Genomic DNA, 24,547 nt, shown 5'->3' on the forward strand with positions numbered 1-24,547 from the left:
GAGTAGGTCATCGTCAAGATTCATTTCGCAAAACCCCTATCTGCGCGAGCAGGTAGGGGTTTTGTCTTTCTGGCGTTCTGAAGCCAGACTGGACCCGCCCATGCCACGGGACAAGCCTGCTTCTACAGGGTATGGTGCACCTCTATTCTTCCCTGACCCGGCCCGCATGCGCTACGACCTTACCAGCCTGGATCTGTTCATCACTGTCGCCCAGGAGCGCAATCTGACGCGCGCTGCGGGTATCAAGCACCTGGCGGTCTCGGCGATCAGCAAACGCATCAGCGAACTTGAGGCGCAGATCGGTTCGCCGCTGCTGATTCGCAACGCGCGCGGTGTCGAGTTGACGCCTGCCGGTCAATCCCTGCTCTATTACGCCCGTCAGCTCAAGCAGACCCTGGCACAGCTGGACAACGAACTCAGCGAGTTCGCCGCAGGGGTCAAAGGCCATATCCGCATTCACGCCATCACCTCGGCGCTGTCGCAGTTCCTGCCCCAGGACATGGCTGGCTTCACCCAGCTTTACCCACAGATCAAGTTCGATATCGAGGAAGGTGTAGGCTCGGCGGTAGTCCGCGCTGTCGCGGATGATCACGCCGACCTCGGTATCATCTCGTCGCACACAGCCCCACTGGGGCTTGAAACCCTGCCTTACCGGCACGATGAACTGGTGCTGGTGGTGCCGGTAGAGCACGAGCTGGCCAAACGCCGCACCGTACAGTTCAGCGAGGTGCTGGCATACGAGTTCGTCGGCCCGCACCTGGACAGCACCCTGCACAGCCTGCTCACCGAACAGGCCAAAGAAATGGGTCAACCGCTCAAGTTGCGTATCCGTATCAGCAGCTTCGACTGCATGTGTCGCATGGTCGCCAATGGCCTGGGTATTACCGTGCTGCCACGTAGCGCGGTGGAGCCCTACGTGCGCAGCCACAGCCTCAAGCGTGTGACCCTGTCAGAGCCCTGGGCCCACCGCTCATTGCTGCTGGTATTCAAGAAGTACGAGCTCGCCTCGCCGACGCTCAAGACCTTCATCGACCACCTGGGCGCTCCCTCCCAGCCATAACTTTCCTTTCGAGCGTTCTCCGATGGAGAACGCTGACATGATAATCGATCAATTTTCACCCCTCGCTCCAGCGCCTAGCATTGGCTCACCTGCAGCGTCGTCGCCTGAACGACGCCATGATGACAAGAAGCCGAGCGACACGCGCATGATCGACAATGCCCACCTGATGAGCCCCCTGCAGATCGACCAGGATCACTTCACCTACCTCGATCTCAAGAAACTGCTGACGCCCACCCAACTGCAGCGCTTGCCCTACGCCATCCGCATCCTTCTGGAGAACGTGGCACGCTGTTCTCCCGAGGCGCTGGACGCCGTGCTTGCCCGCGCCATCGGCGAGGGGCCGGACTGCGAGGTGCCATTCCAGCCCAACCGCCTGATGTTCCATGACACCACGTGCCTGCCAGCCCTGGCCGACTTTGCCGGTATGCGCGATGTGGTCGCCGAACTCGGCGGCGACCCGGCGGCGATGAACCCGCTGATTCCTGCGGTGCTGACCATCGACCATTCGGTGATCGTCGAACACTACGCAGAAGCCGATGCGGTGGAGCAGAACCTCGAGATCGATTTCCGTCGTAACAGCGAGCGCTATCGCTTCATCAAGTGGGCGCAGAAGAGCCTGGACAATTTCGGTGTCATTCCGCCGGGGACTGGCATCATCCACCAGATGAACATGGAGGCCCTGGCCAAGGTGGTGTGGGAAACCCGCACCGCCGAGGGGCAGCGTTTGCTGCACCCTGACGACATGGTCGCCACCGACAGCCACACGCCGATGATCAACGCCATCGGTGTGCTCGGCTGGGGTGTCGGCGGCCTGGAAGGACAGGCGGCGATGGTGGGTGAGCCGGTGCCGATCAACTTCCCCCAGGTTATCGGTTTTCGCGTCAGCAACGCCCTGCGTCCTGGAGTGACCGCCACCGACCTGTCGCTGCACGTGGCCGAGATCCTGCGCCAGCGTTCGGTGGTGGGCAAGTTCGTCGAGTTCACAGGCCCGGGTCTATCGAACCTCGGCTGGGCTGCGCGTGGCACGGTATCGAACATGGCGCCCGAGTATGGTGCCACCGTGGTGTTCTTCCCCTTCGACGACCAGACCCTCGATTACCTCAAGCTCAGCGGTCGCTCCGCCGAGCTGTGCCTGCAGGCCACCACCTACCTGCAGGCCCAGGGGCTCTATCGCCACGACGCGCTGCCGGAGCCTGAATTCGACGAACTGATCGAGCTCGACCTTGCCAGTATCGAGCCCAGCGTCGCAGGCCCCTACCAGCCGCACCAGCGTCAGCCGCTGTCGCGCGCCGGTGAGTCGTTCCGCGAACAGGTGCTGGGCGGTAGCGGGCTGATCGGCAGCCGCTACCTCGCGCCCAGCTTCGGCGAGGCCATCGACCATGGCGCGGTGGTGCTCTCGGCCATCACCAGTTGCACCAACACCGCCAACCCCGCGCAGATGATCCAGGCCGGTCTGCTGGCCCGCCGCGCGCGGCGGTTGGGGCTCAAGCGCAAGCCCTGGGTGAAGACCTCGTTGTCGCCCGGTTCGCAGGTGGTGGCTGATTACCTGAGCGAAGCCGACTTGCTGCAGGACTTCTCCGCGCTGGGCTTCGACCTGGCCGGGTTCGGCTGCATGACCTGCATCGGCAACTCCGGCAAGCTCGAGGCGCATGTCGAGGCCTTTGCTGATCAAGGCCTGAAGGGGGTGGTGGTGCTTTCAGGCAACCGCAACTTCGAAGGTCGGGTAAACCCCAAGGTGCCTGCGGGCTACCTGGCATCGCCTGCGCTGTGCGTAGCCTTCGCCATTGCCGGGCGCATCGATATCGACCTGACCCACGAGCCGCTCGGTCAGGATAGCGCCGGTAACCCGGTTCACCTGCACGACCTGATGCCCACTGATGATGAAGTGCAGGCGCTGGTGGCCCAGGTGGTCAAGCCCGAGTTCTTCCAGCAGCGCCTGGCCACGGTGTGGGACGGCACCCATCATTGGCAGGCCCTCTCGGCCGAGGGCAGCGTGCAGTTCCCCTGGGATGCACGCTCGACCTACCTGCGCCGCCCGCAATACCTGGCCGATATCCAGGCCGAACCCAAGGCCAGCCTGGCAATCGAGAACGCCCGTACCTTGATGGTGCTGGGGGACAATGTCACCACCGACCACATCTCTCCAGCCGGCGCCATTCCCGCCAGTAGCCTGGCCGGCCAGTGGCTGCTGGACCGCGGCGAAGACCCGCAGGACCTCAATCAGTATTCGACCCGGCGCAGCAACCACGAAGTCATGCTGCGCGGCGCCTTCACCAACAAGTCGGTGAAAAACCGTCTGCTCGGTGATACCCAGCCTGGCGTCGGCGCCTGGGCCTGGAATGCCGACCACAGTCAGTGCCTGCCGCTTTACGAGGCCGCGCAGAGCTATGTCGGCACCCCCATGGTGGTGTTCGCCGGTATCAACTACGGCGCAGGCTCCAGTCGCGATTGGGCGGCCAAGGCCCAGGCGTTGCTTGGCGTGCGAGCTGTGGTGGCGCGCAGCATCGAGCGTATCCACCGCAGCAACCTGATCGGCATGGGTGTGCTGCCTTTGCTGTTCCCGGCAGGGCAGGGCGTCGATGACCTGCAGCTCGACGGCAGCGAGCAGTTCGATTTCATCGGCCTGGACGAACTGAGGGTCGGTGACAACCGCATCCGCCTGCAGGTGCGTCGCGTCGATGGCGGTGTCGATGAGGCCGAACTCATCGCACGGCTCGACTCGCAGCAGGAGATCCGCTATCTCACCAATGGCGGTGTACTGCCTTACGTGATCCGCAAGGTGGTGCAGCGCACCCGCGGCTGAGGCCCCGGCATCGTTTGCACATATGAAGGGCGCGGACTTGCCTGGTAGCTCCGCGTCCCTGACCATGGGCAGCCAGCCAGGTGATCCACCTATCCGCAACTGGGAGAACGACCCCCTATGTACGCCTATGTCGGCTCGCGCACGACCCGGGAGCGCAATGCCCGTGGCGATGGCATCACTGTCTACCGCCTCGATCAGGCCAACGGCAGCCTGGAGCAGGTCCAGGTCGTCGGTGATCTGGTCAACCCTTCCTTCCTGGCGCTGAATCGCGCTGGGGATCGGCTCTACACGGTGCATGGCGACCTCGACGAGGTCAGCGCCTTCACTGTCGACAAGGCCACTGGTCGGCTCGCGTTGCTCAACCGTCAGCGCTGCGAGGGCAGAAATCCGGTGCACCTGGCACTGGACCCGAGCGAGCGCTTCCTGGTGGTGTCGAACCACATCACGGGCACGCTTGCCGTGCTCAATGTCGAACAGGACGGGCGCATCGGCCCCCTCAGCCAGTTGCTCACGCTTGAGGGGCCGATCGGCCCGCACCGTATCGAGCAGCCCTTCGCCAAGCCGCACTTCAACCTCTTCGATGCCTCGGGCCAGTTCGTCCTGGTGCCGGACAAGGGGCTGGACCGGATATTCACCTTTCGCTTCGACAACGGCCGCCTGCATCCCGCCGAGCAGCCTTTCGTCACCACTCGCGAAGGCGCCGGCCCGCGGCATCTTGCAGTGCACCCCAAGGCGCCGTTCGCCTATGTGGTCAACGAGCTGGACTCGACCGTCACCACCTACCGTTTCGACTGGCACAATGGCGCGTTGCAGCCGCTGCAGATCCTCTCGACGTTGCCCTCGACCTACACCGGCAACAGCCGCGCCGCGGAGATCGAGATCGACCGCAACGGTCGTTTCGTCTATGCCTCCAACCGGGGCTACGACACCCTTGCGGTGTATGCGGTCGATGCAGCCAGTGGTCTTCTGAGCCTGGTCGAAGTGCAGCCCAGTGCCGGCAAGACTCCTCGCTTTTTCGCCCTTACCCCCAATCAGCGTTTCCTCTTCGCGCTCAACGAAGACAGCGACAGCATCGTGGCTTTCGTCGTCGATCCCGAGCAGGGCAGGCTGCGCCAGACTGGTTTCTCGGTGTCCACCGGCAGCCCGGTGTGCATGGTCTTTTCTGCCTCAGCCCATTCTTGAATCGGTGCTGGCCTTTTCGCGGGCAAGCCCGCTCCCACAGCCAGTAGCTGTAATCATCAATTCCACTCATCGCCCAGCGGAGCTCCAATGATGCTCACTATCCCCCAGGCCGTCCTCGACGAAATTGCCCCTGATGGCGTCCTGCGTGCTGCCATCAACTACGGCAACCCGGTCCTCGCCCAACGCGGCCCTGACGGCGAGCCCCAGGGCGTCTCGGTCGCCCTGGCCAAGCAGTTGGCCGAAGAACTGGGCGTGCGCCTCGAGATGCGCACCTTTGACGCCGCGGGCAAGGTGTTCGCCGCCCTGGAGGAGGACGCCTGGACCTTGGCCTTCCTCGCCATCGAACCGGTGCGCGAGGCGCAGATCGCCTTCAGCGCGCCCTACGTGCTGATCGAGGGCACCTACCTGGTCAGAAAAGACGCCCCCTTCCAGCACGTCGACGAACTCGACCAATCCGGCCTGCGCCTGGCCGTCGGCAAGGGCGCGGCCTATGACCTCTACCTCAGCCGCACCCTGCAGCATGCCGAACTGTGTCGCGCCGACACCTCCGCAGCCGCCGTCGATCTGTTTGTCGACGAAGGCCTGGACGCCGCCGCAGGTGTGCGCCAGCCTTTGCAGAAGGTCGCCGACACCGATCCGCGCTACCGTGTGCTCGACGGTGCGTTCACCGCGATCCGCCAGGCCATGGCCGTTCCGAGGGGCTGCGACAATTCGGCCGCATTTGTAAGTGACTTTGTCGAGCGTTGCCTGCGTCAAGGCTTTGTTCGGGGGGCTTTGCTGGCCACCGGACAGACCGATGTCAGCGCACCGCGCTGACCGTCCCTGGACTCCACCCACGTCCAATCAATTGAGGTAACAAGCAAGATGGCCAAGGCCGCCGATGTCGTTGTGCAATGCCTGGAAAACGAAGGTGTCGAGTATGTGTTCGGCATTCCCGGCGAGGAGAACCTCGACCTGCTCGAATCCCTGCGCAAGTCGAAGATCAAGCTGGTACTGACCCGCCACGAGCAATCCGCAGGCTTCATGGCTGCCACTTATGGCCGCCTGACCGGCAAGACCGGCGTCAGCCTGTCGACCCTGGGCCCAGGTGCGACCAACCTGGTGACCGCCAGTGCCTACGCGTACCTGGGCGGCATGCCGATGATGATGATTACCGGCCAGAAGCCGATCAAGAAGTCCAAGCAGGGCCGTTTCCAGATCATCGACGTGTGCGGCATGATGGACCCCATCACCAAGTACACCCACCAGTTCGCCTCGGCCGACAACATCCCGGCGCGCATGCGCGAAGCATTCCGCCTGGCCGAAGAAGAAAAGCCCGGTGCCGTGCACCTGGAACTGCCCGAAGACATCGCTGCCGAGCAGACCGACGCGCTGCCGATCCCGCGCAGCCTGCACCGCCGCCCGCTGGCCGAGCACGTGGCCATCGAAGCCGCCGTGCAGAAGCTGCAGAACGCCCGCAACCCGATCCTGGTGATCGGCGCCGGTGCCAACCGCAAGATGACCGCCAAGGTCCTCAAGCAACTGATCGACAAGACCGGCATCCCGTTCATCACCACGCAGATGGGTAAAGGCGTGGTCGACGAGCGCCACCCACGCTTCCTGGGCAACGCGGCGCTGTCGTCCGGTGATTTCGTGCACCGCGCCGTAGAGGCGGCCGACCTGATCATCAACATCGGCCACGACGTGATCGAGAAGCCACCGTTCTTCATGGTCCGTGGCGGCACCGAAGTCATTCACATCAGCTTCCGCTCTGCCGAAGTCGATGCCGTGTACTTCCCGCAGGTCGAAGTGATCGGCGACATCGCCAACGCCGTGTGGCAGATCAGTGAAGCGCTGACCGACACCTCGCACTGGGACTTCACCCGCCTGATGGCGATCCGTGAAGCCAACGAGGCGCAGATCGCCGAAGGTGCCGATGACGACCGCTTCCCGGTCTACCCGCAGCGCCTGGTTGCCGACATCCGTCGCGTACTGCCCTCCGAAGGCATCGTCGCTCTGGACAACGGCATCTACAAGATCTGGTTCGCCCGCAACTACAAGGCGCACAAGCCCAACACCGTACTGCTGGACAACGCCCTGGCGACCATGGGCGCCGGCCTGCCGTCGGCCATGGCTTCGCACCTGGTGTACCCGGACCGCCCGGTGATCTCGGTATGCGGCGACGGTGGCTTCATGATGAACAGCCAGGAGCTGGAAACCGCGGTACGTCTGGGCATGCACATCACCGTGGTGATCCTGCGTGACGACGGCTACGGCATGATCCGCTGGAAGCAGGCCAACATGGGCTTCACCGACTTCGGCCTGGACTACGGCAACCCGGACTTCGTCAAGTATGCCGAAGCCTACGGCGCCAATGGTCACCGCGTGGAAAGCGCCGAAGGCCTGCTGCCGCTGCTCGAGCACTGCATCAAGACCCCGGGCGTGCATGTGATCGACTGCCCGGTCGACTACAGCGAGAACGACCGCATCCTCAACAGCGAGCTGCGTGAGCGCGCGCTGGCGGTGTAAGGCCTGAGGTGCCTTCGCGGGCAAGTCGGCTTCCCAGCAGGTGTTGGGAGCGGGCTTGCCCGCGATTGCATTGTTGCGGACAACAAACGCTTCACCTTATTTTTCCCTGTGCTAGGGTGCACGCACTTCTGCTTTCCAGGACACCCGCACCATGCTCCCGCCGCTCAGCGAAAAAGAACTCCACCGCCTCGAAGACCTCCTGATCACCTACGGCAACGACTACTCGGTACTCAACCTCGCCGAGCTCAACGGTTTCTTCACTGCGCTGGCCAGTTCGCCTGTCAGGGTCAACCCCGAGCAATGGCTGCCAGCCGTTGCCGGCGGCAAGGTGCCCAAGTTCAAGAAGCCCGCCCACGAGGAAGCCTACACTGCGCTGATGCTGCGCTACGCCGACCAGGTCGCCGAGCAGTTGGCCGAGAACCTCGACGGCTTCGAGCCGTTGTTCGAGGAAAGCGAGGGCGAGGAAGGGCCAGCGATCATTCTCGAAGAGTGGTGTTTCGGCTACATGCGCGGCACCCAGGTTGCCGAGTGGAGCGAGTTGCCAGCGCAGCAGGACGCCCTGCTCAAGGCCATTTCCCTGCATGGCCTGGAAGACAATTTCGAGCTGCTCGATGCGATGAGCTTCGACGAACATCAGGCCTGCGTGCCAGGCGTGATCGAGGCGGTCCGCGGTCTGTATCGCTATCAGAAGCTGATACGCAACTGATCACTGGCGCTTCATAGCGAAGTCGACACCCAGAGCAACCGGTGGCCATCGACCTGCCACCGCTTTTATTATTCCGATCAGCGAAATTATGGATTGCTGGCCACACGGATTCTGTTGAACGGAGAACAGGTGCAGGATTCCCTCCAGCAGCGCCACCCTTGGATACCGGCGCTCAGACCTCAACCCTTTGAACCGGAGTCCAGACCATGTCCAACCCTATCAAGCTCTATCACTTCCCCACGTCCGGCCACGCTCATCGTGCCCGGCTGATGCTGTCGCTGCTCAAGCTGGAGCCGGAAGTCATCTTCGTCGACCTGGCCAAGGGCGAGCAGAAAAAGCCTGAGTTCCTGGCCCTCAACCCGTTCGGGCAAGTGCCTGTGATCGACGACAACGGCACCATCATCGGCGACTCCAACGCCATCCTCGTCTACCTGGCCAAGACCTATGGCCAGGGCCGCTGGCTGCCCCAGGATGCCGCCGGCGAGGCCCGTGTACAACGCTGGCTCTCCATTGCCGCCGGCCCCCTCGCCTTCGGACCGGCCGCTGCCCGACTGATCACCGTGTTCGGTGCAGGCTTCAATGCCGACGAAGTCATCGGTCGTGCCCACAACCTGCTCAAGGTGATGGAGGCTGAGCTGGGCAAGGCGTCGTTCCTCACCGGCAGCGAGCCGAGCATCGCCGACATCGCCAACTACTCCTATATCGCCCACGCACCGGAAGGCAACGTGTCGCTGGATGCCTACCCGAATGTGCGAGCGTGGCTGGCGCGGATCGAGGCGCTGGATGATTTCGTGGCGATGCCGCGCACCGCGGCAGGTCTGCAGGCCGAGGGCTGATCCTCGCGACAGGAGATGAGTGATGAACGTCGTCGAACCGCTCGAGCAGTCTGCCGCGTGGGCTGGGGACAGCTGCCCTGATATCGACATGCTCGATGTCCCGGCGCTGCCCTGTGCTGCAGAGTGTGAGGCCAGTTACCTGCTGCCGCAGGTCATCACTCATCCCGACCTACTCATTCGCCCCGGCTGCTGAAATAATCGCGCATCGTATCCAGGCAGAAGGGCAGGGCATGGACCACATCCACCTGATGAAGGTATTCGTCGCCGTCGGCGAGCTGGAAAGCTTCGCTGGCGCGGCACGCCGGCTGGACATGTCGCCCGCTGCGGTGACCCGCGCGGTCAGCGCCCTCGAAGAACGCCTGGGGGTCAAGCTGCTGCTGCGCACCACCCGCAGCGTGCGCCTGACCGAGGCCGGCGGCCGTTACCTGGAAGACTGCCGCAGCATCCTCGCCAGCATCGCCGAGGCCAACGAGGCGGCAGCCGGAGTCAACGCCACGCCCAAGGGCGAACTGGCGGTGACCGCGCCGATCCTGTTCGGCAAGAAGTTCGTCATGCCTAGCATCGTGCGTTACTTGCAGCAGTACCCTGAGGTGGACGTGTCGGCGTACTTCCTCGATCGGGTGGTGAACATGGTCGAGGAGGGCATGGATGTGGCGGTGCGCATCGGCCAGTTGCCCGACTCCGGGCTCAAGGCCCTGCGTGTCGGCAAGGTCAGGCGCATGCTCTGCGCCTCGCCCGATTACCTCGCCAGGCACGGCGTACCGGCGCACCCCTCCGAACTGCACGAGCATGTGGTGATCGCCACCACCAACCTGTCGCCACGCGCAGGCTGGCGTTTTGGCCTGACCGACGAGCCGACCATGGTGCGCATGAAGCCCCGCCTCACCGTGACCAGCAACGACGGTGCCATTGCCGCCGCATGCGCAGGCCTGGGTATCGCCCGGCTGCTGTCGTATCAGGTGGTCGAGGAGATCGCCAGCGGTCGCCTGCAGGTGGTGCTCGCCGAATTCGAAGAGGCGCCCTGGCCTATCCATATCCTGCACCGCGAGAGCAAGTACGGCTCGGCCAAGGTGCGCGCGTTTATCGACATGCTGGCCGCCGACGTGCGCGCCAAGGGCCTGGACTGACTGCCCGTCAGCCTGGCAGATAACGCAGGCGCAACCCCAGACTGACCTGCTCGCCCTGCTGCAGCAAGCGCAGGCCCGGACGCCCGGGCAGGTGATGGGCGTTGATCGGGTGGCTGACCGGCTCGAAGCAGAAGAAGTCGCGATCTTGCGGACAGAACAACAGAAAGTGTTCGGTGCCGGTGGCCTGGCATTCCAGGCGATAGCCCGCGTCGGGCTGTTCGATGGTGCAACTGCCTGTCCAGCCTGCGAAGACGTGGTCGACCGGTGTCAGGGGCAAGTGGCGGGCGCTGTCGAAGCGCCAGGCCTCGGGAATGGGCGCCAGCCGTGATGGCAGCTCACCGCTCTCGCCAAGCCACACCTGGCGGGCGGATGCCTGCAGGCGGGTGTTGGCAGACCTTGGAAAATACGGGTGCAGACCCAGCCCGTGCCAGGTCGCCTGGGCGGCAAGGTGGGTGACGTGCAGCTCCAGGTCAAGACGCCCCTCGTGCAGGTGCACATCCAGCATGGCCTGGTAGGCGAAGGGCTGCTGGCTGTCGAGGATCAGCCGGGCCCGCCGCTGGCTGTGGTGCTCCACACGCCACGGCTGCTGCCAGGCGCTACCGTGGATCGGGTAGGGATCGTGATCGGTGTTCGCGGCCAGGGCCTGCCAGCCGTCCGGGCGGGCAAAGCCGCCAGCGGCGATGCGATTGGACCAGGGCACCAGCGGATAGCAGGCCAGGCGCCGGGGTGAGCCGCTGGCACGTGCTGCGGCGTCGCTGTGGCGCAACAACGCCTGGCCGGTGGCCTTGATCTGCCAGTTGACCAGGCTGGCGCCCAGCGCGGGGGCCAGGGTGAGACGGGTCAGGCGGTCCTGCAGGTGCAGTTCGGTCATTGCGCTGTTCTCCGGCAGGGCCGTGATCATTTCACCGCGGGCTGGCGGCGGTACGTCAGCAGCACGATGCCACTGACCACCACCGCCCCGCCGAGCAGTTGCAGGCCGCTCAACTGTTGGTCGAGCAGGGCCCATCCCAGCAGCAGGGTGGCGATCGGTTCGATGTTCATCACTGGCGCGTTCTGTGCCATGTTCAGCCGCGGCACGCAGACGAACAGCAAGGTGAATGCCACCCCGTACAGCACCACCAGGCTGGCCAGGGCCATCCATCCCCCTGCGCTGCCCGGCAACGACAGGCCCGCCGGCACCCAACCACCAGCGCCTGCCACCAGCATGCTGGTGAACACGATCAGCAAGGTCAGCAGGCTGCGGACCGGGCCATGCACAGCGGCCAGCTTGTTGTCGGTGATCCACAGCGCACAGGCGAACACGCAGGCGGCACAGAAGGCCAGGCTGACCCCGAGGGTCCAGTGCGGATTGCTCGTGCCACTGTCGGCCAGGCGTCCCGGCACATCCAGGGCCAGCACCAGGCCGCAGAGGATCAGGGCCATGAACAGCACCGTGCGCCCGGTTGGGCGTACGCCGTTGAGCGCCCAGTTGAGCAGCGCCAGCAGGATCGGGAAGGTGTTGCCCACCAGCAGTGCCAACGCCACCGGGATGCGCGCCACCGCCGAGTACAGGCACAGGCTCTGGGTGGCGATCAGCAGCCCCAGCAGCAGTTGCCAGCGCCGGGTGCCGCTGGGCAGCCCCAGGGCCTGGCGTTGCCAGAGCACCAGGCTGGCCAGGGCCAGGAAGGTGATGCCCGAGCGGCAGAGAATCGCCAGCAGCACGCCGGTGCCGTCATCGAAGGCGATGCGTGCGGCGATGTGGTTGCCGGCGAACGAGCAGGCCAGCAGCGCCAGGAGGGCGATGGCCAGCTTGCGCGGGAAGAGGGAAGGTGAGGCGGGAACAGCCATGTGCAGGGTCCATTTGCAAAAGAGGTCAACAGTGGGGGCTTGCCGGGGCGGGGGCCTACGCCAAGAACACCGCGCTGCATGGCACCGGCTCTGCCGGTGATCGCGGGACAAGTCGGGGCGCCGAACCGCCGCTCCCACAGGGGATTGGGCTGGCCTTTAGGACTTGAACAAGACAGGTGCTCCCACCGGGAGAGAGCAGGCTGTCCGCGAACTTACAGAACCACGCTTGGCAGCCACAGCGAGATGGCCGGGATGTAGGTCACCGCCATCAGTACCATGAACAGCGCCAGGTAGAACGGCAGCAGCGCCTTGACCGTTGACTCGATACTGACCTTGCCGATCGCCGAGCCGACGAACAGCACCGCACCCACCGGCGGGGTGATCAGGCCGATACCGAGGTTGACCAGCATGATCATGCCGAAGTGCACAGGGTCCACGCCGATGCCAGTGATCACCGGCAGCAGGATCGGGGTGAGGATCAGGATCAGCGGCGCCATGTCCATCACCGTGCCCAGCAGCAGGAGCATGAAGTTGATGCACATCAGGATCACGTAGCGGTTGTCCGACAGGGTCAGGAACGCGGTGGTGATCTTCGACGGGATCTGCATCAGAGTCATCACGTAGCCGAAGCTGGCTGCGAAGCCGATCAGGATCATCACGATGGAGATGGTCCGCACCGTGCGATGCATCAGCTTGGGCAGGTCGCGCCACTTGTAGTCGCGGTAGATGAACATGGTCACGAAGAACGACCACACCACCGCCACGGCCGCCGACTCGGTGGCGGTGAACACGCCCGATAGAATGCCGCCGAGGATGATCACCATGGCCATCAGGCCCCAAAGCGCTTCACCGGCGATCTTCAGCGCCTGGCGCATCGGGATCACTTCGCCCTTGGGGTAGTTGCGCTTCTTGGCGAACAACAGGCAAAGGCCCATCATCACCGCACTGAGCAGCAGCCCCGGCATCACCCCGGCCATGAACAGCGAGGCGATCGATACCGAGCCGCCTGCGGCCAGCGAATAGAGCACCGAGTTGTGGCTTGGTGGGGTGAGCAATGCCTGCACCGAGCCGCTGACGGTCACCGCCGTGGAGAATTCGCGCGGATAACCTTTGCGCTCCATTTCCGGAATCAGCACCGAACCGACCGACGCCGTGTCGGCCACCGAGGAGCCGGAAATCGCGCCGAAGAAGGTCGAGGCCATGATATTGACCAGCGACAGCCCGCCACGCACGAAGCCCACCAGCACCCCGGCGAAAGCCACCAGGCGCCGCGACATGCCGCCCTCGGCCATGATCGCACCGGCCAGCACGAAGAATGGAATGGCCAACAGCGAAAACTTGTTAACCCCGCTTGCCACCTGGATCATCATTGCCTGCAGCGGAATGTCGATCCACCAGGCACCGATCAGTGCAGAGAGCCCCAGGGCATAAGCCACCGGCATGCCCAGCAGGATGAGCGCGATGAAACTGCCCAACAGAATGAACGCATCCATTTATGCCGCTCCTTCGCTTTCTTCCACCAGGTCGAAGCGCACCACCTTGCGGTTGCTCTGATCGCCCAGCACGAGTTTTTCCAGCACGAAGATCAAGGTCAGCACGCCGCCCACCGGGATCGGCGCATAGGTCATGCCCACCCGCACGCCCGGCAGCGAGGCGAGAAACTGGTTCCACGTCGTGATGCACAGTTTGGTGCCGTACCAGGTCATGAACAGGCACACCACGATCATCAGCACCTGCACCAGCACGCCAACCAGCTGGCGCAGTGGTGCGGGCATGCGGTCGGTGAGCATCGCCACCGCCATGTGCGCGCCGGCGCGATAGCTGGCGGCGGCGCCGACGAAGGTGAACACCACCATCAGCAGGATCGCCACCGGCTCCGGCCAACTGGAGCCGGTGCCGAGCACGTAACGGGCGAAGATGCCCCAGGGAATGATCAGCGACATGGCCAGGATCGACAGACCAGCGATCCAGATGCAGCTGCTGTAGAGCCTGTCGTTCAGGCGCAGGAAAAACGTTTTCATGGGCATCACCAGGAGGCGGCACGGCGGGCGCCGTGCTGCCGGAGTCGTCTGGAAGGAGTGGCTTACTCGACCGCGTCGATACGTTTCATCAGGTCGGCGTACTGCGCACCGTATTTTTCGCGTACCGGGGCCGTGGCGTCATAGAACGGCTTGGTGTCCACGGCGATGAACTCGACACCCGCGGCCTTGAGCTTTTCTTCGCTGGCGGCGGACTTGGCATCCCACAGTTCGCGCTCTTCCATCTGCGCTTCACGCGCGACTTTCTTCACCAGTGCCTGCTGGTCCGGGGTGAGCTTGTTCCAGGTGGTCTTGGACATCACCACCGGCTCCGGCAGGATCAGGTGGTTGGTCAGGGTGAAGTACTTGGCGCTCTGGTAGTGGTTGTGCTCGAGCAGGGTCGGCGGGTTGTTTTCGGCGCCGTCGATCACCCCGGTCTGCAGGGCGCTGAAGATTTCGCCGGTGTCCATGGCGATACCGTTGCCGCCCATGGCGTTGATCATGTCGATGAACAGCGGGTTGCCCTGCACGCGGATCTTCATGCCCTTGAGGTCATCGATACTGCGCACCGGCTTCTTGGTGTAGATGCTGCGCGAGCCGCCATCCATCCAGGCCAGTGCCACCAGGTTGAATTCGGAGTTGGTGATCTTGTCGAGGATCTCCTGGCCGATCTCGCCATCGATGATCTTGCGCATGTGCGCCTGGTCGCGGAATACGAACGGCATGTTGAACACGTTCACATCCGGCACCACCGGGCCGACGATCCCCAGGCTCACGCGGGTCATCTGCACCGCGCCGATCTGCGACTGTTCGATGACTTCCTTTTCCGAGCCGAGCACACCGCCGGCGAACATCTTGAAGGTGATCTCGCCATTGCTGGCCTGTTCGAGTTTCTTGCCCATGTTCTGCTCGGCGACCACCGTCGGGTAGCCGGCTGGGTGGATCTCGGCGAACTTGATGTCCAGTGCGCTGGCGGCACTGGACAGACCGAGGGCCAAGGGGAGGGCGGCAAGAAGCAACGTGCGTTTGAAGGTCATGATGAAACTCCGTGGTTTTTATTATCTGGTTTCGGTCGTGCAGGTGTTGGTGGGCGGTCAGCCTTGCCAGGGTGTTTCCTCCAGGCCCTTGACGCCGGGGTTCAGGGCGAACACGCCGCCGGCCAGCGGCTGGTCGGCGAGGTCGATGCCGCCGGGGCGGATCGAGGTGACGTACAGGGTTTCGAGCTGAGGGCCACCGAAGGCGCACATCGCCGGCTTCTTCACCGGTACGTGCAGCGAGCGGTCCAGGCGGCCATCGGGGGCAAAGCGATGGATCACCCCCTCGTCGTTGCCGCAGATCCAGTAGCAGCCGTCCTGGTCGACGGCCGCGCCATCGGGGCGGCCTGGATGCTCGCGCATGTCGACGAACAGCTGCTGGTTATGGGGCGTGCCGCTGTCGGTGTCGTAGTCGAACGACCAGATCTTCTGCACCGTCGGGTGCGAGTCGGACAGGTACATGCGCCTGCCGTCCGGGCTGAAGGCCAGGCCGTTGGGCACGATCATGCCGTCGAGCTGGCAATGCAGGTGGTCCTTGCCATCGAGGCGGTAGAGTGCGCCGACCTGGGCGCCTTGCTGCATGTCCATCAGCATGGTGCCGGCCCAGAAACGGCCCTGGCGGTCACAGCGCCCGTCGTTGAAGCGCATGCCCTCGCGGGCATGCTCGACGCTGGCCAGGAGCGTGCCGAGCAGGCGCCCGTCCGCGGTCGGTTCAAGGGTGAACAGGCCGGTCTCCATCGCCCCGACCCAGCCCTGTGCGCCACGGGCGATGCAGGCCAGCATTTCATCGCCCTGCCAGACGTCGTGCTTGCCATCGGCCAGGCGCCAGCGCTGCAGTTGGCGGGCGGGAATATCGACCCAGTACAGGGCCTGCTCGCCGGCATGCCACACCGGGCTTTCCCCGGTGGCGTTGCGGGCGTCGACGATCAGTTCACAGTGCTGCATGGTGCTGCTCCTTGCACGCAGTGGCGCTCAATCGAAGGGGCCGGCAGCGACGAAGGCGCCGCCCTGATAGACCATGCTGGGGTCGTCGGCGGGGGGCGCGGGCCTTGATTCGACGTCGGCGCGGAACACCTCCGAGCTGTCCTTGGGCTGGTAGCCCAGGTGCTCGGCGTGGCGGTTGTCCCACCAGACGGTGCGGTTGTCGGACGCGCCATAGACCACGGTGTGGCCGACGTCGGGGGTGCGCAGGCTGCGTTCGATGAGTTGCAGCAGGTCGTCGTAGCTCAGCCAGGTGCAAAGCATTCGCGGGTTCTGCGGTTGCGGGAAGGACGAGCCGATACGGATGCTGACGGTCTCGATGCCGTAGCGGTCGAAGTAGAAGCTGGCCAGGTCCTCGCCGTAGCTCTTGGACAAGCCGTAATAGCCATCGGGGCGGCGAGGGGAGTGGGCATCGAGCCGCTCGTCCTGGCGATAGAAGCCGATCACATGGTTGGAACTGGCGAAGACGACGCGTTTTACCCCATGCTTGCGCGCCGCTTCGTAGATGTGGAACACCCCGCAGATATTGGGGCCGAGGATATCCTCGAAACTGTGCTCGGTGGACACCCCGCCAAAATGCAGGATGGCATCGACGCCTTCGACCAGCGCGTGTACCGCAGCCTTGTCGGCCAGGTCGCAGGTGATCACTTCTTCATGCGGACCTGCAGCAGGTGCCATCGGGGCGATATCGGAAAGGCGCAGGACTTCGGCGCTGCCTTTGAGGCGTTCGCGAAGCACCTGGCCCAGGCCGCCTGCCGCTCCGGTGAGCAGCAGGCGTTTGAAGGGAGTAGTGGTCATGGCCAGCTCTTGTCGTTGATTGTTGTAGGTTGTCGTACGACATAGGTCGATTATCGACAGCGAGTTCGCGGCTTGTCAATGCATTGATGGTATCGGTTTACAGGATCGACAGCGGATAGTTGAAGATCAGCCGGTTCTCGTCGAACTCGTTGTTGCTGAAGCTGCGGCGGATGCTGGAGTTGCGCCACTTCACGCTCAGATCCTTGAACGGGCCGCTCTGGATCACGTAGGCCAGTTCCGATTCACGCACCCACTCCTTGCCATCGCTCACCGCGCCGCTGTGCACATCGCGGCCGCTGATGTAGCGGTTCATCATGCTCAGGCCGGGGATGCCGACGGTGACGAAGTTGAAGTCGTGGCGCACTTGCCAGGAGCGTTCGTTGGCGTTGTCGAAGCTGGCGTTGTAGCTGTCGTTGGCCAGGGTGCCGCCGCTGGTGCCGTTGACCCGCATCCAGGTATCGCCGCTGACCTTTTGCAGGCCGACCCAGAAGGTATGGCCGGCATAGCGCGCCGAGAACATGCCCGAGTAGGTCTTGTTGTCCAGCTTGCCGGCACGTTCGGCGCCGTCGTCTTCGCCCTGGAAGTAGCCGAGGTTGGCGCCCAGGGTCCAGTCGCCCAGTGGCTGGCTGTGGCTCAGTTGCAGGTACTGCTGCTGGTAGACATCCTTGAGCTGGGCATTCCATAGCCCGACCAGGGTGCGCTTGTCGTTGAAGCTGTATTCGCCGCCGACGAAGTTGAAGCGATCGGACACCCCACGGCCAAAACTCATGTCGTCCATGCTCGCGTCGTTGCGCGGGCTGTTGCCGCGGAACTGCCCGCCATAGAGCGTCAGCCCGGCGATCTCGCTGGATGTCACCTGGCCGCCACGGAAGGTCTGCGGCAGCGAGCGGCCATCGTCGGAGCGCAGGATCGGCAGGACCGGCATCCACTCGCCGACCTTCAGCTCGGTCTTGGAGATGCGCGCTTTACCTGCCACGGCCAGGCGACCGAAATCGTCCGCCGGGCGTCCATCGTCATGGCGTGGCAGCAGGGCCGTGCCATAAGTGCCGCCACCACCGTCGAGCTTGACCGACCACAACCCCAGCACATCCACGCCGAAGCCAATCGGCCCCTCGGTGAATCCGGAGCGGGCGTCGAGGATGAAGCTTTGTGTCCACTCCTCGGCCTTGCTTTGCGGGTTGCTCGGGTCGACGAAGTTGCGGTTGATGTAGAAGTTGCGCAGGTTCAGGGTCGCCTTGGAGTCTTCGATGAAGCCGGCGGCCAGTGCAGCGTCGGGCAATGCCCCCAGGGCGGTGGCGCCGAACAGGGCGAAGGGCAGGGTCTGGCGGATTTTCATTATTGTTGTGCTCCCAGCAGTGAGGCAGCCGCCTGCCAGGCACGCGCGAGCGGCCGATTGCAGGGGCGGTGGGGTGAATGGCCCGTCGTGGACCAAGGTGAAACGCGCGAATCGGGCGCTCAGGTGCCCGTTGCTGCCAGCGATTCGCCGCAGCGGCGAATGTTGGAAAGAGGAGGGTGCGAGTAGCGTGGGTAGGATGTCGACATGATGGGCTTCACGAGTTGTTGTTTTTGTTATGTGTTGTCGTACAACTTTGGCGATTATTAACAACCGCTGAAAACGCTGTCAACGCTTTTGAACAGGGTTTTGCTTCCATATTTATCGGAGGTTTTCCAGTGTTGAGGCTACAGTCGCTCTAGCTCGCCAGTTGCGAAGACATCCTATGACTGGCGAGGTGGCTGGCGCTCGTAACGCGGCCATCCCGACACAGGCTGCGCAGCTTCAAAGGCTGGCAAGGTCGCTGCGATACGGGCCGGTTCAGCCTTGCTTGTCGAGCCAGGCGATCTGTACGCCATCGACTTCGGCGGTGCGGTAGTTGACCTGCGCGGCCATGGTAGGTCGGTCAGGCCAAGGCCCAGGGCGAGTGTGCAGAATGCGATACGGTTCATGGTGGTGCTCCAGGGAGCAAGTGATGGGCGGACTTTAGCCAGCACCTTCAGGCGGGAGAACCGGGCAGGGCGGAACAGACCCTAGCGCACGCGCCCCAGCATCTCGATATAGCGCTGCACCGCCGGCGCCTTTTCGAAACGGCGATGCAGCAGGGCCAGGCAGGAGCGCGGCTGGCAATCTTCGATCGGGCGATAGTTGACCTGCGGCAGATTGACCCTGCGCACCATCGACTCCGGCACCACCGCGATGCCCTGGCCCAGCGAGACCAGAGCGACCACCGCCACCAGGCTGCCGGGCTGCGGCCCCAGGTGCGGGGTGAAGCCTCCCTGTGCGGCTACCGCCAAGGTGCCGGAGATCTGCTCGGGCAGGATGAAGGTTTCCCCGGCCAGCCGTGCGGCGTTGATCTGCGGCAGTTCGTTGAGGCGGGAGCTGGAGGGCAGGGCGAGGACGAAGCCTTCTTCCAGCAGCGTAATGGCGTTCAGTTCTTCTGGCAGTTCCATGGGCATTCGTACATAGGCGAGGTCAAGCTGCCCATCACGAACCAGCTCGGGCGAGGCCATCATGGCGACCTCGCGAATATTGAGCTGGACGCCGGGGCAGGATTGACTGAAGTGCGTCACTTGCTGCTGCAAAAGCCCCGAGTACGCGGCAGAAGCCACATAACCCAGTTCGATACGCCCGACATCGCCCCGCCCGGCCCGCTGCGCGCCGAGTTGCGCAGCATCGAACTGGCGCACCGCCTGCAACGCCTCGACCCGCAGCGCTTCACCCGCCGCGGTGAGACGCACGGCCCGCTGGCTGCGCTGGAACAGGCGTACGCCAAGCTCGTTTTCCATGTCCTGGATCTGCCGGCTCAGCGTTGGCGGAGCGATGCCCAACTGCTCAGCGGCACGGGTGAAGTGACCGTGCTGGGCAACACTCAGGAAGTAGCGGAAATGGCGGATTTCCATGGGGGCTAGTCAGCTCTGGGGCGCATAAGGGTGCTGTCACGCTACAAGGCCGTTGGTCCGGGTGCCAAGTGCCTAGATAAAAAACGGCGTGAAATTCGCACTTCACGCCGTGGCCGCACAGGGCACGGCCCAATCACTTCGAACGGCTCAGCCTCGGGTACTCGTTGTGCGCATACTCTGCGTCAACCCCGCGCCTGTGCCGCTTCGAAGCATCCCGATACATACCAGCGACAGTGCGATCGCCAGATGTCTTCGCATCCTTCGTCGTCGGCACTTGCCCTGGATATCGTGCTGTTGCGTACCTTTCTAGCTGTGGTCGACCTGCGCGGTTTCGCCGCTGCGGCCGATCGCCTGACGCTGACGCCGTCAGCGGTCAGCGGCCACATCAAGCGCCTCGAGGAGAGTCTGGGGACGCGCCTGTTGCCGCGCACCACCCGCCAGCTGGACATGACGTCGGCGGGAGAAACGCTCTACACCTACGCCCGCAATATCCTCGACCTGGAACAGGAGGTGCGGGCACGCCTGCGAGGCGAGTCGCCCGTCGGGCGGTTGGTGATCGGCGCTTCCGAAGACTTCGCCGGCACCTGGCTTGCACAGGTGCTGCAGGTGTTTCGCCGCGGGCATCCGGGCATCGCCATCGAGCTGCGCGTGGGCATCACCACCGAACTGCTGCGCCAACAGGCGGAGGGGGAACTGGACGTGGTGTTCGGCAAGCGCTGCGCACGCATCGAAGACGACAGTGAACTGCTGTGGGAAGAGCCTCTGGTGTGGGCCTTCGCCGAACACACCGTCTTGCCGTCCGATGAGCCCGTACCGCTGTCGGTGTTTCCCGAGCCTTGCGTGTACCGCGAGTCGGCGATCAATGCCCTGGCTGCGGCGGATATCGACTGGCGCCTGGCGTTCGAGAGCCGCAGCATGGCCGGTTGCCTGGCGGCGGCGCAGGCGGGCTTCGCCGTCAGCCCCGTGGCGCAGAGCCAGTTGCGCCAGGGGCTGCGTGCGGTGGACGAAAGTGAGGGCTTGCCGCCCCTGGCGACGGCACGTTTCCACGCCTTCACCGGCAAGCCCACGCCGATGACCCGCGCGCTGGTCGATGCCGTGCGCGAGGTGGGGCGCAGGCGCCGCTTTGCCAGCGACTGACGCGTATCATCGCCGGGCGTTGCGGGGTGCCGGAGAAATGGAGGACGTGCGGGTAGGTAGTCAGCGAGTCGATCAGGCGTCTTGCAGGGCATCGCGATAGGCGAACAACCCAGGTGTTCCGCCGGTCATGACGAACAGCAGGTTGTCGCCGCGCACATAGCGGTCGCTCTGCAGGTCGGCGATCAAGCCGGCGAATGCCTTGCCGGAATACACAGGGTCCAGCAGCAGGCCTTGATGGCGGGCCATCAGGCGCAGGGCATTGAGCATCTCGGAGGTCGGCAGCCCATAGCCTTTGCCGAGGCAACTGCCATCCACCTCGATATCGTGCGCTGCGATGTCGGCCGGCAGGCCGAGCAGGGTCTGGGCATGGTGTGACAAGTCGAGGGTCTGGCGTTGTGCAGTGCTCGCGTCTGCCAGTACCGCGTAGGATTTCACCAGGTTGGCGCCACGTCCGAGGGCGGCGAATCCTGCACTGAGGCCGGCATGGGTGCCGGAGCTTCCGTTGGCCGTGAACACCCGCGTGAACTGCAGGGCCAGAGCCTGCTCCTGCTCGGCGATTTCCTGTGCGGCCCTGACATACCCCAGGCAGCCCAGAGCGGTAGAGCCGCCGGTAGGGATAACCTTGACCTTGTGGCCCGCCTTCTCCAACTGCGCTGCACGCAGTTCGGCCCAATGCAGCGCGTTGATCCCGTCGGGGCTGATATGCACCTTGGCGCCAAAGAGCTCGTCCAGCAGCACATTGCCGCTGTGCTCGTATTCTTCACCCTCCTTGGCGACTGCCCGCGACAACACCAGTTCGCAGGGCAGGCCCAGTGACGCGCAGGCCGCCGCGGTCAACCTCGCGTGGTTGGACTGCAGGCCTCCGACGGTGATGACATGCTCGATGCCGTCATGCAGGGCTGCGCCCAGCAGAAATTCGAGCTTCCTCAGCTTGTTGCCACCGCCACCGAGCGCCATGAAGTCGTCCCGCTTGGCGAACAGACGAATACCACGCTCCTCGAGCGCCAAGACCTGCTCCATCGCGACGAGGCGTTGAATGGGCGTGGCCTGTTCGATCAAGCACTTGCGTGGGAACTGTTCGAGCAGGGAGGTGAGCGTCCTCATGATGAAGCACCGTGGTTGTGAGTTGACGACGACACGTTATTGGAAAATTATTTGTTAATAAATAAAGGTTTTGTTCAATTAATTTTAACTGAGAGTTAAATATGGATCGTCTGCGCGCAATGGAAGTCTTCGTCACCGTGGTGGAGCAAGGCAGCTTCAGCGCGGCTGCCGAGCATCTGCGGCTGTCGACCGTGATGGTCAGCAAATACATCCGTGGGCTGGAAGAAACGCTGCAGGTGGAGTTGATCCAGCGCAGTACCCGGCGCATGCGTGTCACCGAGGCGGGAAGGGTGTTCCATGAGGAGTCCCGGCAGGCGCTGGAGCAGGTGCGCCGGGCCTACGAGCAAGTCGAGAGCTTGCAGAAGGCACCCAGCGGCCTGCTGCGAATCAGTGCACCGATGACCTTGGGCTCGGCGCTGGTGGCGCCGATCGTGGCGCAGTTTCTGCGTGAGCATCCGCAGATGCGCGTCGATCTGGTCCTGAGCAACAGTGTAGTCGACCTCATGGCCGAGGGTTTCGACCTGGCGTTTCGTATCGGCGAGCTGGGTGATGTCGATCTGGTCGCCAAGCCGCTGCGCCCCTATCGCATGGTGATCTGTGCGGCCCCTGCCTATCTGAGCGAACAGGGTTGGCCCGCGGTGCCGGCCGATCTCGGCAAGCACCGCTTGCTGGTCCATTCTAGCTGGACCCATCGCTTCACCTGGCCATTGCAGGACGCCGGGCGCGAATACGCCTGGCCGGAACACTGGACGCTCAAGAGCAACGACGGCCAGGTGCTGCGCCTGGCTGCGATCAATGGCAACGGCATCCTCATGCAGCCGGAATTCCTGGTGGCCGATGATCTGCGCGAGGGGCGGTTGGTCTCGTTGCTCGAACCCTTCCTGCCGGCGACTCGCCCGGTCAATGTGGTCTACCTGCGCCAGCGCAGCGCGTTGTCCAAGCTCGACGCCTTTGTGCGGTTTGTGATGCAGCGCGCCGGCTAGCGACTCAGGCTCTGTACGAAAGCCTTGCAGCAGTTGTCGATACGAAGGTTATTCCCTGGTGAACAGTGATGTTCACCAGGGAAGGCGTGAACGTGCTGGCTCTAGATGGTTTTGAACGTTCCATTGTCGGCGCTATGGTAGTTAACTTCTGCTGCGACGATATCAAGATCGCCAGGTTTTGGGGTGAATTTATACGTCCAATTTCCTTCTGCTGTAGATGTCGGATGGACGTCTTGCAATTCCTTGTTAAACCAAAGAACAATCATGTGGTTCGCAGTGGCCTTGCCGTAGATGGTGAGCGGAGGAACGGTCCCTTTGTTGTTGGCGCCATTTTCCAGCTCTTTGTCATTGCTGTCGACGATTTTCAAAATTTTGACGGGCATTTCAATTCTCCAGCTAGGTTGATTGTGACATGTTCATAATAAAGTGGTGGCGGGTTGGCGCAACTGGCAAAAGTGTCAGTTGACAGTCTGAAGTTTTATATGTGGGAAAGCTTGTGCGCTGTTGAAGTAATGGCGATGAGGTGTCGCGGGTTTGCAATATTCAATGTGAGTTTTCTACCCGGGCGGTGAACCGTACCCAGCCAGGCTTACCTCTTGCCCCGGTAAAGCCGTCACTCGCACCCGCGACTACAAGCGTCACGGAACCCCATCACTGTTCGCGGCGCTGGATATCGGTCGTCGGCAAATGCTTGCCTTGGCGAACGAGGCTGAGATTGACGCGGATGCAGCAGGCGACGTCATCGATCGCATTTGCTCAGTGGCCGTCCGATTTGCCGATAGGGCTCAAGCCAGCTATCCGCGAATGATCAGTCAGGACACATCGTGGACCGTGCAAAGTCATATTGATGAGAACGTTGCTTTGCTGAGTCGGGTGGCAAGCGCGTGTCCCTATACTAGCTGTCGGAGCGGGCTTGCCCGCGAATCAGGCACTGGTAGGCGATCACCGGACTTTGCCAGTGTTTGCGGCGGTCCGTGTGTCCTCACAAGCCCGTACTCACAGTTAGTACAGCGAACCCTCAGGCATCTGCGATATGCCACAAGCTCAGCTAAATCCCATGCAGCCGCAAAGCCCGCTGGGCGCATTCCTTCCAGCTCATCCTGCGCTTGTACGCCACCCCAGCCCCATCCCCAGCCAGCACCACCGGCATATCCCGCATCTTCATCCAGGGCTCGCTCTGCCAATACAGCAACGTCGCCGTCCGCCCTCCAGGCCAGCACATCTGACCCAGTCGCGGCGCTTCATCCCCATTCATCTGCCCGTCACGCAGCACTGCCACCACCTCGTGGGTCAGCCAGCGCCGCAAGTGCCGGTTCTCTGGGATGTGATGATGGGCCAGCAGGGTGTAGGCCCCGGACTCACTGACCATGGTGGTTTCCTGATGCTGACCGTAGCGCAGCAATTGCAAGGTGCGGTACTGGTCCGGGTCGAGCTTGCGGGTGCAGTGTTCATCGAAGAAACGCCCGGTCATCCGTAATCGCTCCATGAACCCCACCTAACCAACGATGGGCAGAGCACTCAGCTATGTATTTGAGGTGTGCAATTCCA

The 24,547-nt window shown here is 63.4% G+C and carries 23 protein-coding genes and 1 pseudogene; 12 read left to right on the forward strand and 12 right to left on the reverse strand.

From position 1 onward, the window contains the following. Positions 1-166 precede the first annotated feature (166 nt). The 9 genes from AC2CGW_RS24970 (at position 167) to AC2CGW_RS25010 (ending at position 10,222) form a co-directional block, all read left to right on the forward strand. Complete coding sequence (locus AC2CGW_RS24970) at positions 167-1,060, forward strand: LysR family transcriptional regulator (RefSeq protein ID WP_186666998.1); 894 nt, start codon at positions 167-169, stop codon at positions 1,058-1,060. A 145-nt stretch (positions 1,061-1,205) separates the two neighbouring features. Beyond that, entirely contained in the window at positions 1,206-3,863 is a 2,658-nt protein-coding gene (acnA, locus tag AC2CGW_RS24975; RefSeq protein WP_484574760.1) for an aconitate hydratase AcnA, read from the forward strand. 117 nt (positions 3,864-3,980) lie between these two features. Further along, positions 3,981-5,045, forward strand: coding sequence for a lactonase family protein (locus tag AC2CGW_RS24980; protein ID WP_484574761.1), 1,065 nt, complete (start codon positions 3,981-3,983; stop codon positions 5,043-5,045). 90 nt (positions 5,046-5,135) lie between these two features. After that, complete coding sequence (locus AC2CGW_RS24985; protein WP_484574762.1) at positions 5,136-5,861, forward strand: transporter substrate-binding domain-containing protein; 726 nt, start codon at positions 5,136-5,138, stop codon at positions 5,859-5,861. A gap of 48 nt (positions 5,862-5,909) precedes the next feature. Then, entirely contained in the window at positions 5,910-7,553 is a 1,644-nt protein-coding gene (locus tag AC2CGW_RS24990) for an acetolactate synthase large subunit (RefSeq protein ID WP_065861364.1), read from the forward strand. Positions 7,554-7,704: 151 nt separating this feature from the next. After that, on the forward strand, positions 7,705-8,259 hold the full coding sequence (locus tag AC2CGW_RS24995) for a UPF0149 family protein (protein ID WP_186666994.1): 555 nt from the start codon (positions 7,705-7,707) through the stop codon (positions 8,257-8,259). Between the two features lie 206 nt (positions 8,260-8,465). Next, entirely contained in the window at positions 8,466-9,095 is a 630-nt protein-coding gene (locus AC2CGW_RS25000; RefSeq protein WP_484574763.1) for a glutathione S-transferase family protein, read from the forward strand. A 22-nt stretch (positions 9,096-9,117) separates the two neighbouring features. Beyond that, a complete protein-coding gene (locus tag AC2CGW_RS25005; RefSeq protein ID WP_484574764.1) occupies positions 9,118-9,288 on the forward strand; it encodes a hypothetical protein in 171 nt (56 codons plus the stop codon). Between the two features lie 37 nt (positions 9,289-9,325). After that, positions 9,326-10,222, forward strand: a complete 897-nt coding sequence (locus AC2CGW_RS25010) for a LysR family transcriptional regulator (protein ID WP_426351508.1) — start codon at positions 9,326-9,328, stop codon at positions 10,220-10,222. 7 nt (positions 10,223-10,229) lie between these two features. Here AC2CGW_RS25010 and AC2CGW_RS25015 read toward each other — a convergent pair whose 3' ends face one another. The 9 genes from AC2CGW_RS25015 to AC2CGW_RS25055 all read right to left on the reverse strand — a co-directional run bounded on the left by AC2CGW_RS25015 (position 10,230) and on the right by AC2CGW_RS25055 (position 19,775). Then, positions 10,230-11,093, reverse strand: coding sequence for an aldose 1-epimerase (locus AC2CGW_RS25015; RefSeq protein ID WP_484574765.1), 864 nt, complete (start codon positions 11,091-11,093; stop codon positions 10,230-10,232). 26 nt (positions 11,094-11,119) lie between these two features. Continuing rightward, the gene (locus AC2CGW_RS25020; RefSeq protein WP_186666989.1) at positions 11,120-12,049 is read right to left on the reverse strand and encodes an EamA family transporter; all 930 of its coding nucleotides are present in this window, start codon (positions 12,047-12,049) and stop codon (positions 11,120-11,122) included. Between the two features lie 212 nt (positions 12,050-12,261). Continuing rightward, entirely contained in the window at positions 12,262-13,542 is a 1,281-nt protein-coding gene (locus AC2CGW_RS25025; RefSeq protein WP_186666988.1) for a TRAP transporter large permease, read from the reverse strand. After that, entirely contained in the window at positions 13,543-14,070 is a 528-nt protein-coding gene (locus tag AC2CGW_RS25030; protein WP_186666987.1) for a TRAP transporter small permease, read from the reverse strand. Between the two features lie 62 nt (positions 14,071-14,132). Further along, a complete protein-coding gene (locus AC2CGW_RS25035; protein WP_186722321.1) occupies positions 14,133-15,104 on the reverse strand; it encodes a TRAP transporter substrate-binding protein in 972 nt (323 codons plus the stop codon). Positions 15,105-15,161: 57 nt separating this feature from the next. Then, entirely contained in the window at positions 15,162-16,046 is an 885-nt protein-coding gene (locus AC2CGW_RS25040) for a glucurono-1,5-lactonase (protein ID WP_288377783.1), read from the reverse strand. Between the two features lie 27 nt (positions 16,047-16,073). Further along, positions 16,074-16,880: an NAD-dependent epimerase/dehydratase family protein gene (locus tag AC2CGW_RS25045; RefSeq protein WP_186708487.1), complete on the reverse strand. Its 807-nt coding sequence runs from the start codon at positions 16,878-16,880 to the stop codon at positions 16,074-16,076. A 97-nt stretch (positions 16,881-16,977) separates the two neighbouring features. Next, positions 16,978-18,216 (reverse strand): OprD family porin, encoded by a 1,239-nt coding sequence (locus AC2CGW_RS25050; RefSeq protein WP_288377782.1) that lies wholly within the window; start codon positions 18,214-18,216, stop codon positions 16,978-16,980. 689 nt (positions 18,217-18,905) lie between these two features. After that, complete coding sequence (locus AC2CGW_RS25055; RefSeq protein WP_186666982.1) at positions 18,906-19,775, reverse strand: LysR family transcriptional regulator; 870 nt, start codon at positions 19,773-19,775, stop codon at positions 18,906-18,908. 246 nt (positions 19,776-20,021) lie between these two features. On the opposite strand from AC2CGW_RS25055, the gene AC2CGW_RS25060 reads away from it, so the two are divergent. Further along, positions 20,022-20,912, forward strand: a complete 891-nt coding sequence (locus tag AC2CGW_RS25060) for a LysR substrate-binding domain-containing protein (protein WP_484574766.1) — start codon at positions 20,022-20,024, stop codon at positions 20,910-20,912. A 72-nt stretch (positions 20,913-20,984) separates the two neighbouring features. Here the strand turns inward: AC2CGW_RS25060 and AC2CGW_RS25065 are convergent, their stop codons facing one another. Continuing rightward, positions 20,985-22,016: a D-cysteine desulfhydrase family protein gene (locus AC2CGW_RS25065; protein WP_288377780.1), complete on the reverse strand. Its 1,032-nt coding sequence runs from the start codon at positions 22,014-22,016 to the stop codon at positions 20,985-20,987. Between the two features lie 101 nt (positions 22,017-22,117). On the opposite strand from AC2CGW_RS25065, the gene AC2CGW_RS25070 reads away from it, so the two are divergent. Next, positions 22,118-22,999 carry a LysR family transcriptional regulator gene (locus AC2CGW_RS25070; RefSeq protein WP_288377779.1) on the forward strand — a complete coding sequence of 294 codons (882 nt, stop codon included), beginning with the start codon at positions 22,118-22,120 and terminating at the stop codon, positions 22,997-22,999. Between the two features lie 101 nt (positions 23,000-23,100). Here the strand turns inward: AC2CGW_RS25070 and AC2CGW_RS25075 are convergent, their stop codons facing one another. Next, on the reverse strand, positions 23,101-23,382 hold the full coding sequence (locus AC2CGW_RS25075) for a hypothetical protein (protein WP_288377778.1): 282 nt from the start codon (positions 23,380-23,382) through the stop codon (positions 23,101-23,103). Positions 23,383-23,561: 179 nt separating this feature from the next. On the opposite strand from AC2CGW_RS25075, the pseudogene AC2CGW_RS25080 reads away from it, so the two are divergent. Then, positions 23,562-23,740 (forward strand): annotated as a pseudogene (locus tag AC2CGW_RS25080) (IS630 family transposase); the annotation flags it as partial. Positions 23,741-24,047: 307 nt separating this feature from the next. Here the strand turns inward: AC2CGW_RS25080 and AC2CGW_RS25085 are convergent. Beyond that, a complete protein-coding gene (locus tag AC2CGW_RS25085; RefSeq protein ID WP_484574767.1) occupies positions 24,048-24,485 on the reverse strand; it encodes a BRO-N domain-containing protein in 438 nt (145 codons plus the stop codon). Between the last annotated feature and the right edge of the window lie 62 nt (positions 24,486-24,547).

Source organism: Pseudomonas sp. SYWMCR5 (assembly GCF_057197165.1).